The 13,199-nt window shown below is 45.3% G+C and carries 11 protein-coding genes and 2 tRNA genes; 5 read left to right on the forward strand and 8 right to left on the reverse strand.

What is annotated here, in order from left to right; all coding sequences use genetic code 11:
* Positions 1 to 6: 6 nt before the first annotated feature.
* The 5 genes from GO755_RS37960 to GO755_RS37980 form a co-directional block, all read right to left on the reverse strand.
* A complete protein-coding gene (locus GO755_RS37960) occupies positions 7 to 642 on the reverse strand; it encodes an ABC transporter ATP-binding protein (protein ID WP_157590662.1) in 636 nt (211 codons plus the stop codon).
* Between the two features lie 127 nt (positions 643 to 769).
* Positions 770 to 1,564 carry an acyl-ACP--UDP-N-acetylglucosamine O-acyltransferase gene (lpxA, locus tag GO755_RS37965; RefSeq protein ID WP_157590663.1) on the reverse strand — a complete coding sequence of 265 codons (795 nt, stop codon included), beginning with the start codon at positions 1,562 to 1,564 and terminating at the stop codon, positions 770 to 772.
* A gap of 85 nt (positions 1,565 to 1,649) precedes the next feature.
* Positions 1,650 to 3,044: a bifunctional UDP-3-O-[3-hydroxymyristoyl] N-acetylglucosamine deacetylase/3-hydroxyacyl-ACP dehydratase gene (locus GO755_RS37970; RefSeq protein WP_157590664.1), complete on the reverse strand. Its 1,395-nt coding sequence runs from the start codon at positions 3,042 to 3,044 to the stop codon at positions 1,650 to 1,652.
* Positions 3,045 to 3,139: 95 nt separating this feature from the next.
* Positions 3,140 to 4,174, reverse strand: a complete 1,035-nt coding sequence (gene lpxD, locus GO755_RS37975; protein ID WP_157590665.1) for a UDP-3-O-(3-hydroxymyristoyl)glucosamine N-acyltransferase — start codon at positions 4,172 to 4,174, stop codon at positions 3,140 to 3,142.
* Between the two features lie 222 nt (positions 4,175 to 4,396).
* Entirely contained in the window at positions 4,397 to 5,653 is a 1,257-nt protein-coding gene (locus GO755_RS37980) for an HD domain-containing protein (RefSeq protein WP_157590666.1), read from the reverse strand.
* Positions 5,654 to 5,798: 145 nt separating this feature from the next.
* On the opposite strand from GO755_RS37980, the gene GO755_RS37985 reads away from it, so the two are divergent.
* Positions 5,799 to 5,872 (forward strand) — tRNA-Ile (locus tag GO755_RS37985).
* A gap of 292 nt (positions 5,873 to 6,164) precedes the next feature.
* Here GO755_RS37985 and GO755_RS37990 read toward each other — a convergent pair.
* On the reverse strand, positions 6,165 to 6,323 hold the full coding sequence (locus tag GO755_RS37990) for an MBL fold metallo-hydrolase (protein WP_157590667.1): 159 nt from the start codon (positions 6,321 to 6,323) through the stop codon (positions 6,165 to 6,167).
* Positions 6,324 to 6,986: 663 nt separating this feature from the next.
* Here GO755_RS37990 and GO755_RS37995 point away from each other — a divergent pair.
* Positions 6,987 to 7,442, forward strand: coding sequence for a hypothetical protein (locus GO755_RS37995; RefSeq protein ID WP_157590668.1), 456 nt, complete (start codon positions 6,987 to 6,989; stop codon positions 7,440 to 7,442).
* Positions 7,443 to 8,642: 1,200 nt separating this feature from the next.
* Here GO755_RS37995 and GO755_RS38000 read toward each other — a convergent pair.
* The gene (locus GO755_RS38000) at positions 8,643 to 9,950 is read right to left on the reverse strand and encodes a Gfo/Idh/MocA family protein (RefSeq protein WP_157590669.1); all 1,308 of its coding nucleotides are present in this window, start codon (positions 9,948 to 9,950) and stop codon (positions 8,643 to 8,645) included.
* A 101-nt stretch (positions 9,951 to 10,051) separates the two neighbouring features.
* Entirely contained in the window at positions 10,052 to 11,260 is a 1,209-nt protein-coding gene (locus GO755_RS38005; protein WP_157590670.1) for a dipeptidase, read from the reverse strand.
* A gap of 190 nt (positions 11,261 to 11,450) precedes the next feature.
* On the opposite strand from GO755_RS38005, the gene ubiE reads away from it, so the two are divergent.
* The 3 genes from ubiE to GO755_RS38020 all read left to right on the forward strand — a co-directional run bounded on the left by ubiE (position 11,451) and on the right by GO755_RS38020 (position 13,107).
* The gene (gene ubiE, locus GO755_RS38010) at positions 11,451 to 12,188 is read left to right on the forward strand and encodes a bifunctional demethylmenaquinone methyltransferase/2-methoxy-6-polyprenyl-1,4-benzoquinol methylase UbiE (RefSeq protein ID WP_157590671.1); all 738 of its coding nucleotides are present in this window, start codon (positions 11,451 to 11,453) and stop codon (positions 12,186 to 12,188) included.
* Positions 12,131 to 12,910 carry a type IX secretion/gliding motility protein PorT/SprT gene (gene porT / locus GO755_RS38015; protein ID WP_157590672.1) on the forward strand — a complete coding sequence of 260 codons (780 nt, stop codon included), beginning with the start codon at positions 12,131 to 12,133 and terminating at the stop codon, positions 12,908 to 12,910. The genes ubiE and porT overlap by 58 nt, the downstream gene beginning before the upstream one ends.
* 122 nt (positions 12,911 to 13,032) lie before the next feature.
* A tRNA-Val gene (locus tag GO755_RS38020) sits at positions 13,033 to 13,107 on the forward strand.
* Positions 13,108 to 13,199 lie beyond the last annotated feature (92 nt).

The following is a 13,199-nucleotide window of genomic DNA, read 5'->3' on the forward strand; positions in this document are numbered from 1 at the left end:
GTACCTCTATTTCCACTGTGTTATATCAATCACATGAGGACAGAAATCGTATTCGTCGGGCTGGTTAGAACCGATTAATAGGAGTTGGGGCGTTTGGTTCGAGGGATCGATAAGTTGTTGTACCTGTTCCTGATACCAATCGGCTCCCTGGCGGTCAAGATTTGAGGTAGGTTCGTCGAGGATAACGACCGGTGAGTCTGAGAAAAACGCCAGCCCTAGTTTAACGCGTTGCTTCATCCCCGACGAGAAGTACTTGATTTCTTTGTGCCGGGCGTGGGAAAGTAAAAGTTGATCGGCGATAATTTCGGGCGTCAACCCTGCCTTAAACGGTTTAAATGTCTGATGAAACGTCAGCAGTTCATCTAAGGTTAGCTCCTCGACTAATTCCAGATAGGGAGCGGCTATGCTTATCTGTCGAAACCAGTCGTCAGGGTCAATAATACGGCCCTGTAGTTGGTATATTAATTTGCCTTCTGTAATGGGTAAACTCCCTGCCAGCAGTTGCAGGAGTGTCGATTTTCCACTGCCATTCGGCCCTACAAACGTATAGCTCGTTCCGGCGGTGAGGGTAAGATCAACGCGCCGAAAAATCCACTCTTTCCGGTATTTTTTGCCTAATTGATTGGCTTCGATGGTTAGCATGGCGGCACTCCGTCACCGTGGCCTGTGTCCCCACAGACCACCGCTGCGTCAGCAATAGTTACCATCCGGTTAAATAGCCTGTGGGGACACAGACCACGGTAGTGGCAGCACTGATTATCTACTAAACTTATTCCCGCTCTCCGTGAGACGTCGGACCTTTCATAATTCCGCGCTCCGACGAACGAATAAAATTGACAATTTCGTCGCGCTCATCAGACGGCGGCAACTCTAACTCGATCTGTGTTAGCGCATCGGCATTATTCAGGCCGCGCATGTAGATATAGCGGTAGATTTCCTGAATCTGGTTGATCTTATCGTTCTCGTATCCCCGACGACGCAAGCCGATTGAGTTGATACCGGTATAGGAAAGTGGCTCGCGGGCCGCTTTCGTGAAAGGAGGCACATCTTTACGCACCAATGAACCACCAGAAATCATGACATGGGCGCCAATTCGCGTAAATTGTAGTACTGAACTCGACCCACCAATAATTGCCCAGTTACCCATATGCACATGGCCCGCCATCTGCACATTGTTGGTAATGATGCAATGATTACCGATTCGGCAGTCGTGGGCTACGTGAGCATAGGCCATAATCAGGCAGTTTGAGCCGATTTCAGTTTTCCAGTGTTCTTCCGTTCCCCGGCTGATGGTAGCATATTCGCGAATCGTCGTATTATCACCGATGTATGTCCGGGTATATTCGTTGTTGAACTTTAAATCCTGCGGAGTCGATGAAATAACCGCTCCTGGATAAATCTTACAGTTGCGGCCAATGCGGGCACCTTCATTGATCACCGCATGTGAACCAATCCAGGACCCTTCGGCAATTTCAACGTCTTTGTGAATAATGGCAAACGGTTCGATCACCACATTCTGCGCAATTTTCGCTTCAGGGTGAATATAGGCTAATGGTTGAATCATTTCAACAGTTGTAAGTTGTAAGTTCGTAAGTAGTAAGCAGTTACTATCAAATCATGATAGAACTTGATCACTTACCACTTACAACTCATTTTTTCTTTACCAGACTGGCAATCATATCAGCTTCGCATACCAGTTGGTTTGCAACGTAGCCGCGGCCTTGCATTTTCACAATACCACGTTTCATAGGAGAGGTAAACTCACATCTGAATATTACGGTATCGCCAGGTAAAACGTTGCGCCGGAATCGACAATTCTCAATCCCTACCAAAAACGGCCAATAGTTTTCTGGATCAGGCACAGTACTAAGAACCAGAATACCACCCGTTTGTGCCATTGCCTCAAGTTGCATTACACCTGGCATAACCGGATTGCCGGGAAAATGACCAGGGAAGAACGGCTCATTCATGGTCACATTCTTGATACCCACCACACTATTCTCATCTAAGGCAATGATTTTATCAATCATTTGGAACGGATAGCGGTGCGGCAGTAACTGCGAAATCCGATTAATATCCAGCACAGGTGGTTGCATCGGATCGTATTGCGGCACTTGATTGGCCGCATTTTTCTGAATAAGTTTCTTGATTTTTTTAGCAAACGCCACGTTAGCCGCATGCCCAGGGCGAGCAGCCAGAATCTGCGCTTTTATTGGCCGACCGATCAGCGCCAGATCACCCACTACGTCGAGCAGTTTATGGCGAGCCATTTCGTTCGGGTAATGCAGTTTGATATTATTCAGAATACCATCCTGCTTGTTCACACTCACTTTTGGCTTATGGAGCAAATCGGCCAGGTAATCCAATTCTCCATCCTGCACGTCGCGGTCTACAATAACGATGGCATTCGTGAGGTCACCTCCTTTAATAAGATTCTGTTTATAGAGTGCCTCCAGCTCATGCAGGAACACAAACGTACGGCAATTCGCGATCTGCTCCGGGAACTGGCTGATATCGTTCAGATAGGCATGCTGGCTACTGATAACCCGTGAGTTATAATCAACCATCACCGTTATCCGGTAATCGTTCAAGGGCAGCGCAGCCAGCTCAATATCTTTCTCGGGAAGCCGGTAATGAACGTATTCGCTTACCTCGAAGTAATTGCGTGTGGCATTTTGTTCTTCGATACCGGCTTCGCGCAGTGCATCGATAAACTGAATAGAAGAGCCATCCATAATTGGCGGCTCGGGACCATCCAGTTGGATTAGGACATTGTCTAATTGCAAACCAACCAATGCGGCCAGCGTGTGTTCGACCGTATGAATCCGAGCACCACTCTGTTCAATGGTTGTTCCGCGGGAGAGGTCCACAACGTTATCCACGTCGGCATCCACAATGGGCTGACCCGGTAGATCGACTCGTTGAAATTTATAGCCATGATTCGTTGGCGCTGGCAGAAATGTCATCGTCGCCTGAACGCCCGTATGGAGACCTACCCCCGATACCGAAATGGATTTCTGAATAGTCTGTTGTTTGGTATTCATTATGTTAGTCAATAGTCAAGAGCCTTTAGTCAATAGTTATTTTTTATAATCGACCATTGACTGCCGACTGCTCCGGTAACCCGGTGACGACTCATTTACGACTGTTTTTCGTTTTTCTTCTCCAATTTAGTCAAGCGTTGGTCCAACTCTGGCAATCGCCGGAAAACGGCTAAGGAGCGCATACTTTCTTTCAAACCGAAAGCAGGCGAACTATTAATGGCTGTACCTTCCTCCTCAATACTTTTCCCTACACCAGACTGGGCTCCTACTTTTGTGCCCTTAGCAATACTGAGGTGACCAGCAAAACCAACCTGTCCAGCAATTACACAGTTATCGCCAAGTTTTGTTGAACCAGATACACCTGTCTGAGCCGCAATAACTGTGTTTTTGCCAATTTCAACATTATGACCAATCTGAATCAGATTGTCCAGTTTAGCGCCTTTTCGGATAATCGTTGATCCCATTGTGGCACAATCTACCGTGGTTCCTGAACCAATGTTCACAAAATCCTCCAGAATGACATTACCTAGTTGCGGAATTGTTTTGTAGGTACCATCGGGCTGTGGCGCAAAACCAAATCCCTCGCTGCCAATTACAGCATTAGGGTGAATGACGCAATATTGCCCAATAATGGAGTTGTCTAAAATTCGGACACCCGGGTGAATGATCGTATTATCGCCAATACAAACATTGTTACCAATATAAGCCTGAGGATATATTTTGACGTTTTTACCGATCTGACAACCCCGACCAATATAGGAAAATGCTCCCCGATAGACCTGTTCTCCTACTTGACTATCGTCGCCGATATAAGATGGCTGTTCTACACCAACTCGGGCAAAAATCAGTTGCTTGTGATATTCCTCCAGCAATTGTGTAAAGGCCGAGTAGGAGTTTTCTACAAATATTAGCGTAGGCGAAACCGGCTTTTTAGGTTCAAACGACCGATCAACAATCACAGCTGACACCTGGGTAGTGTACAAGTGCGGTTCGTATTTGAGATTGGACAGAAACGAAATATCGCCTGCCTTCCCCTCTTCAATTTTAGCTAAACCGGTGATTTCCAGCGTATCGTTTCCGGTAACTTCGCCCCCCAGCAGTGTAGCAATCTGCTTAACTGTAAACTTCATATATTTTATGACTGCCGTCGCAAAACACCCACCATTAGCGGGAAATAAGGCCGCTAAGGTAGCTAACAAATTGCACTTTTCCGCAATTTGTTCTGTAAGTGAAGTAGGTAGCGTGAGTGGAGTAGGTGAAATTAGTGCAGCAAGTGAAGTAGGGGGCGTGAATGAAATGGGTAAAATTAGGGAAGTAAGTAGCGTGGAGTCAACTAACCACACCTACTCTACTCACTCCATCTCTTTACTAAAAGCTAAATTTCTCGCCCAGCAAACGTAGTATCGACGAACGATATTGGTTAAAACCTGAATATTCGACAGGTCCGATGCGTCGGCAATATCTATTACCTTTCCTGTTTTCAATTTAATAGCAATACGATCACCCGACGGCAGGTAAGCTGCGTTCGTTGCCTGACCTTCTACCAGAAAATAGGAAAGCCAATCAGCGGGCATCCCCGTCTGTCGTAATTGACTTTCGAGTTGGGTTAACAATTCACCCGCAAATGGTTCGGTCGACAACAGAATTTTAAATAGTTTCCGGTCAAGCAGCATTTGGCAAAGCATTGACAGTACCGGATCGGAATGAGATGCTCCCTGTTTTATGCACGCCCAAACATCAAAGTCATCTAGTTTGGTGAAGGCATCGAGGTATTTATGATTCGTCTGAAAATCAGTCAGTGATACACTTTCCCGCAGAAATAATCGAAACGCATCGGAAGCAAAAACCGGCTCACTATTTACCTGTCGGCTCAAAAAACGAGCTCGACGTAAAATCTGAATCAACATCGACTCGCAGCAAATCGACGTTTTGTGCAGGTATACCTGCCAGTACATCAATCGCCTTGCGTTCAGAAAATTTTCGACACTAAGTATACCTTTTGCCTCTACCACTAATTGGTCATCGACCAGGTCAAGCATTTTAATAATGCGCTCAGCACCAATGGCTCCCTCGGCTACGCCAGTATAGTACCCATCCCTGTTCAGATAATCCATCCGGTCCATATCCAATTGACTCGAAATGAGCTGATGGAAAAATGGACGCTTATAAGTACCCTCAAACATTTGGATGGCCAGTGTCAACGCTCCTCCAAACTGCTGATTGAGGTCCTGCATAAGCATTAGCGAAATATGCTCGTGCGGTACATCGTCCAGCAAGCAACACTCCAGTACGTGCGAAAACGGTCCATGGCCAATATCATGCAGTAAAATAGCGATCTGGGCAGCCTCACATTCTTCACTGGAAATGGCATGGCCTTTACTTTGTAATGTACTCATGGCCTGTCCCATTAAATGCATGGCCCCTAACGCGTGGTGAAAGCGGGTATGCAACGCCCCAGGATATACATATTCCGACAGTCCTAGCTGCTTAATGCGTCGTAGTCGCTGAAAGTACGGATGCTCAACTAAATCAAAAAGTAGTTCAGTCGGTATGGTAATAAACCCATAAACAGGGTCATTGAGAATTTTCTTCTTGTTGGGCGTTGCCATTAAGCAAAGATAGTGCAGACAGAATTACGACCGGGTCGTCGCTACGAATTAACCGGTCTGTAGTTCAAAAATCCTCTTAATCCTGTGATCCTGTCAAAAAAATCCCTAGATTTGCATCGCTGAATCCGAGCAATCAATCAGCAATGGGCTTGTAACTCAGTCGGTTAGAGTGCCTGACTCATAATCAGTAAGTCGCAGGTTCGAGCCCTGCCTGGCCCACATGATAATCAAGCACTTACACGTAAAATGTAAGTGCTTTTTTTATTAGTTTACGTCTTGGTTTACACAAATCGCCTTTTTGATGTAATACGCGTCAATGCCTCCAATCAAATTATTTAGCGGAGGGTGCTTCATTTCTTCATCTCGTTTTCGGCTTGTCGCTATCCTATTCTATTAATAACCAGTCAGTTAAGACAAATGCATGAGTTGCCCATCGGCAGGCACTATACTGCGTTGGGTATGAGTCACCAGAGCAGCGTCAATCTGGTTAATTAATGCTGACCAGTCTTCATCATTTAGAGGTGTCATCGACCATCGGGATCCGGTCGGAAGTTCGGGCATTTTTTACTGGCTTAAGTGCTCCTTTCGCCGAAAGCATTGGATCAATCAGCAATTTATTTGGCCCTAACTGAATGACCAATGTGGCATGCCGCAGCAATTGGATCGACATGGGTAAAGAGTTAATAGTTTGGTTGGTCTGCTCCTAAAATGAAAGCGTAGGAAGTATCATCAGACTTTGCAAAACGGTTCGCCTATGCATACATAGCTCAATTGGCTATAAGCTATTATGGGTAAGTACTATTGCTTAGATAGCAGGATATTAATATAGTCACAAAAAATGCTGATACCAAGAACACCAGCACTTTCTCGCTAACCCATAATAGCTTGCCCCCTGGTAAATGGTACAAGCGAAACCAAAATAAACAACTTGAAATGTAGCGGGCAATTTATTGACGGGGTGGGCGCGTATGTTAATTGAATGGCCATACGTTGAATATAAAAAACGCTGACCCCAAGTGAAGTCAGCGTTTCCGTTTCTATCCACACCATTAATGTCCCAAAGGACATGTAATATTGACTGTGCAACTTACAGGTTGATAAGTTCGGACTCATTAATATAGAATTAAAAAACGCCAGCCTCAACGAGACTGGCGTTTCCTCCGTTTAACCAATTATACTTAAGTCAAAAGCAATATAAGAAATATAGGTAATTATACTATATATATGACAACAACTTCCTTTAGTATGAAAGAGGGATAGTGGCGGGTGAATCAGGGCATTCAGATTGTACCAATTAGTGCATACATTATATTTGCCAGAAACCATTACTTCCATGAAAACTGGCTTCTATACTCTTCTATTCCTATTTTTTGCCATTATTGGCTATTCACAAAAAGTAAATATTCCTAAAGGGGCAACCCGGATTGAAATATCTTCCACATTATCCGACTCCACTCTGTTTGATATAATTTCCTTTAGACTCGAATCAGCGGGTTTTTTTATTGCCCAGTCGGGTAAGGACAATGATTATTTAATAACAGAATATAAAAACATGGGTGAGGCTATTTCAATAAAAGTGATTGTTACGGTCCAGGGTAATATCGCTGTTTTTAGGGGGCAGGGAGAAGCCGAAATTTTGGGGCATCAGTATACCAACGTGCCGTTGGCCTATAAAGGCTCTGGTAGCGGTCTCGAAAAGAGTGGATTCATAGTGCTGAATGAATTAGTTAAAAAACTATCAAAAACGATGGGCACTTCCAGCATTAACTATTTAACCCCTACCCCATGACCCCAGTAAGCTAAGGAAAGTTAACTAAGAGGCCATTGTTTTATACCCAGAAACGCGATGTCAGTTTATCTACTGACATCGCGTTTTAGTTTACTGGCATTCTTATTGTATTCAGTTATAATCAATGAAAATGAATAGCCTGGGCCCGTTATTAATCGTTACAAATACCTGAAAAAGGGGCTGTTAGACAGAGCAAAGGGAACGTCTAAAATAGGCCATGCGGCAAGGTTTTCATTATATTTTCATTAAATATTTAATTTTATCATTAAATAATTAAACATTTGTTCTTTTTTACCAATACATACAGTATGGGTGCTATAGTAAAATTATCGACAAAGAACGTCATCGATCTTTGGTTTGCCGAGGACACACCAATTAGGCAATACAAAATCAGAATGAATCCTAACCTGTGGGCGATGTGTGAACAGGTCAGTCAAGACTTTAAAGCTCCTTCCGGTAGGCAGACTCCGAGTCAGTACCGAAAATCGGATAAAGTAGCTTTTGCCAAACTTGTGTTGGACAGGTTTGCGAAGTCTGAATCTGTTTCGAACAAGGATTTATATGAGTTAGCGTACTAAGCTAAATCAGGTCGCAGTGACTAGCAAATTATAAGTCGCCCTTGCTCAGACCTAGGAGGCACAAAAAACCCGGCCATTCAGTGGCTGGGCTTAAGTATTTATGGGTTGGTCAGCTTAACCAATATTTAACGATTAGCTCTGGTGAGTTTAGCGGAAATTGAGGAATAAACTCCTACCTTTCCAGCCATCCCATCGTATGTACTCACAATGCCCATACTCACCTTTACCACGGCTGTACCAACTAATCCTGATAGTGACGTCACAGATATCTTATTTTACTATAAAACGCATGACTCCTTAATACGACAGAAAATTCACATAGTCGGCTCAGATAGTTCATGGAATATGACTGGTGACGAAAAGATTGCCTATACACAACGATTGTTTACCTGTGCCGTCTCATATATAAAATCTTACTGGAGTAAACATCACAAGCTGCCAGATGAACAAACGGAAGTTCACCAGGGAATAGATTTCACAATACAATCAGAGCAAAAAACGGCCTGGAAGGGCTATACATTGGATCTAATGTAATTTTCTGTTTTTGACTGTCACCCCAAAAAGGGGTTGATAAAACTTCCCGAAAGTCTGACTTTTCGGGAAGTTTTGACCTAGCATTTTATTACACAGGATACTGCCATTCACCCCGATACGCCCGACTGAGCAATTTATTTGCTTCAGGGTCATTTGGAATCTGCTTGCCATCCCACTCAACGCTACGTCCTAGTTTGAGCGCTAGCATACCTAGTAGCGCCATGTTGGTAGAGCGATGACCGATTTCAATGTCACAAACGGGTAGTTTGTTGGATTTAATGCTGCTCAGGAAGTTAGCCCACAGTAGTGCAATATTTTGATCATCGGGTTTATCTAGTTGAGGGTCCTGGTGAACGATTGGTTTTTTCGGGTCTGATGGGTAGAACGTCCAGCCGTCCAGCCAGCCCATATGGAATGTTCCTTCCGTTCCGTAGAAATAAACACCCACGGCTTGTTGTGGATGCGTTTTCTCCGCCATGTTGCCGCCAAATGTCCGGTGTTCCCAAACGGCAGTAAAATTCTCAAATTCGAAGGTGGCAACCTGATGATCGGGCGCATCACTATTATCTTGTTTGATCGCTCGCCCACCAGTCGAATATACTTTGCGCGGATGATTTTCTTCGGTTACCCATAAAATCTGATCCATCCAGTGAATACCCCAGTCACCAAGTGTACCATTCGCATAATTCAGAAAATTACGCCAGCTTCTGGGGTGCATCGCTGTGTTATAGGCATGTAGCGGGGCTGGCCCACACCACATGTTCCAGTCAATTTCGGGAGGAGTTTCGCTATCAGGTGTGGGTTGACCCGCACCACCGGCATAATGCACAAATGCCCTCGCCATACCAATTTTCCCAACCTTCCCTGATCTTATAAATTCTCTACCAGATACATTGTGGGGCGACACACGCCGGTGCATTCCAACCTGACAAATCTTGCCTGTTTGCCGGGCCGTTCGTACCATCGCTTTTCCTTCGTTAATGGTATGGCTAATGGGTTTTTCGACGTATACATGCGCTCCGGCCTGCATAGCCGCAATAGCAATGAGCGGGTGCCAGTGGTCAGGTGTAGCAACGATGACGATTTCCGGTTTTTCGGCTATCAGCATTTCGCGGAAATCCCGATAAAGCTTGGGTTTATCAGATGTGAGTTTCGCTAGTTCATCACTTGTCTTTTTGAGTTGACGCGTATCCACATCACAAAGCGCAACCACTTTCGATTCACCCGCCTGCACTGCGCAACGTAGGATGTTCGTTCCCCACCAGCCTGTTCCAACCAGCGCCGTACGGTATTTCTGGGCAGGCTGACGAGTAATGAAGGCCCTAACTTGAGTTGGATCGGTAATGAGTGTAGCCCCAGCCAGAGCAGACGTTTTCAAGAAATCGGTACGGTTCATCGGAGAAACAAGGTTTGCAGTTATGACACTAACAGACCAATTAAATAGGTCTATATCGTGCTAAAGATGAACCTGTCTATTTTTTACCGTCAACTAACTACTTACTTACTCACCTTGGCTTGACCCAGCACGCGCAGCAAATTGCCACCCCAGATTTTAGCAATGTCGGCTTCTGAATACTTCCGGCGAACGAGTTCGGCCGTTAGGTTTTCAATCTGGCTTACATCTTCCAGGCCATTTACGCCCCCGCCCCCATCGAAATCAGAGCCAATGCCCACGTGATCGATACCCGCAATTTTAACGATGTGATCAATATGATTGGCAATGTCGGCTAGGCTAGCCCGCTCCGATGCGTATACCTTTGCAACCGAATCGCTCATGGCCGCCATCCTGGCATCCATTTCAGGCGTAGTTACTTTACCCACCTGCGCCATACGAATTTTGGTTTTAGCCGCCCGATGTGCATCTGATGGCTTTTTCAGGTAGTCGCTCACAAAATTCACCTGTACGACTCCCCCTTTGGCGGCAATAGCCTTGATCATATCGTCGGTCATGTTGCGGGGAAAATCGCAGAGCGCGCGGCAGTTGGAGTGCGAGGCAATAACAGGCGCTTTCGAGAGAGCCAACGCATCGTAAAAGGTGCTATCGGCCACGTGTGATACGTCGATTAAGATACCAAGCCGATTCATTTCAGGTACGACCTGTTTCCCAAAATCACTCAACCCGCCATACATTGGACCATCCGGATCGGTTGATGAATCGCCAATGAGATTATTGGCAAAGTGTGTCAACGTAATATACCGGCAACCTAAATCATAATAAGTTTTGAGGAGCGATAAATCTTTCCCAACCGGATAGCCATTTTCCATCCCAATGAAAACAGCCCGCTTACCAGCTTTCTTTATTCGATAAGCATCGGCTGGGGTTGTGGCCAATTCAGCCAGATTAGGATATTTTTTCAGTGCCTGATGAATCAATTCAAACTGATTAAGGGCATTACGTTTAGCCTCAGCATGACCTTCGTCGGTACGCGGACCTTGTGAGGTATAGACAGCAAAAAACATGGCATCCATGCCACCTTGTTTCATTCGGGGAAAGTCAATTTGCGATCCATCGCGTTTAGTATCATGCGAAGCACCTACATCAAAGCCTGGCTTCTGCATCATAATCGGTGCATCAGCATGGGTATCTAGCGTCAGCACGCTTTGGTGGATTTTTCGCGCTTTTTTAGCAATAGGGTCATCACCATCAGACGGCTGAGCCACGAATGAATTAAGTGCCAGCAAGGTTAAGAAAAAGAAAGAGGGCATAGCGAATCAAGTTGTATATGAGCACATAGCATTAAGTCGAAACTACACATTGCCCGCCTAAATGCCAAACTTTCGCCAGAAACCAACCGTTATGGCATTACCTTTGTCTTAAAGAGTGAAAGAATGAATGAGCGAATAAAAGACGCTACACATTCGCTCTTTCACTCATTCATTCTTTCACTCTTTAAAAATGGCCGTAGTCCCTTATAAAGATAAAGACACCTCCAAGCGTGAACAGGTGGCGGAGATGTTCGATAGTATTTCACCGAAATATGACTTACTGAATCATGTATTAAGTGGTGGCATTGACATCCTCTGGCGTAAACGAGCGATACGTGAATTGCGTAAAGCTGCCGCCAGCCCCCCTAAACGCATCCTGGATATTGCTACCGGTACTGGCGATTTTGCTCTGGAAGCGCTGACGCTCAAGCCGGAAAAAATCATTGGCATGGATATTTCGGAAGGCATGCTGTCTGTTGGACGCGATAAGATGAAAAAGCGTGGCGTCGATCAGATTATCGAAATGCGTCTGGGCGATTCAGAAGGTTTGCCTCTGCCAGACAATGATTTCGATGCTGTCATCGTTGCATTTGGTGTACGCAACTTCGAGACATTGCTTAAAGGCTTAACCGATATGTACCGCGTAACGCGCCCAGGTGGTGTGTGTGTAGTGCTGGAATTCTCGAATCCGCGTCAGTTTCCGTTTAAACAACTATACAGTTTTTACTCCCGAACCATTCTGCCACTCATTGGGCGCGCAGTAAGCAAAGACTCTTCGGCCTATACCTACCTGCCCGAATCTGTGCAGGCTTTCCCCGACGGTCCCGACTTTCTGCGTATTTATGAAAAGGCTGGCTTTACGAACACTAAATGGATACCGCTCACCTTCGGCGTTGCGTCAATTTACATAGGCCACAAGCTGGCTTAGCCCTGTTAAACCGTTGCATTCGATTATCGGCACGATTTAGCGTTGTTTTGTTCATTAGTATACTGGGGTATAATCAGGCAAACGGACAATCGTACAAATACGTCCGTAAACACCTCGAACGCTACGACGACAAGACGATTCATTACGGATTTTTCTTTGCAGCTCCTGTCACGCGGTTCAGCGTTGGCCATAGTCCGACGTTTCTATCTGCCGATTCGGCTTACCGAATTTACTCGCCTAACAAACCCGCTTTCCGGGTTGGCTTATCAGTCAACGCTTATTTGGACGACCGTTTCGATTTACGATTCACCCCTTCCGTATCACTCTTCAGTCGTGAGGTACATTACGACTATCCGGGTGGCACGTCAAAAACCGAAACGCGGGAATCGACCTGGATTGACTTTCCGGTACTGCTCAAGTATAAATCCGAACGACGGAACAACACGCGAATGTATTTACTGGCGGGCGGCACGTTCAGCATTGAGAGTAATGTCCGTCGGAAAGAGTTGCAAGGCGCCAGCAAGCTAAGTACAGGTACCATGGACTTTGCTATTGAATACGGCATTGGCTTTGAGCAGTTTTTCGAATTTTTCAAATTTGCCCCCGAATTGCGCTTCTCCCACGGTCTCGTTAATCTCTATAACCCTAGCACAAACTCGGCTGGTATCGGGATCAATAAGCTAACAAGCCATTCGGTAACGTTGTATTTAAATTTTGAATAAAACCCCCACTGTTTATCAACCACTTGCAAAAAAGTTAGTTTTTTTTCGGGCAGACGCTTGCATAATGCTCATTTAGCCACTTATATTTGCACTCCCAAACGCAACAGCAGAAGGGCAAAAAAGGGAGTTTAGCTCAGCTGGTTCAGAGCATCTGCCTTACAAGCAGAGGGTCGGCGGTTCGAACCCGTCAACTCCCACTTGATTATCAGGCACTTACGATGTAAAAATTGTAAGTGCTTTTTTATTTGATACACAATTTGATACACAGCGATGCTCTAAAGAAAATATG

Origin of the sequence: Spirosoma arboris, assembly GCF_009754945.1 — a bacterium.
Lineage (GTDB): Bacteria > Bacteroidota > Bacteroidia > Cytophagales > Spirosomataceae > Spirosoma > Spirosoma arboris.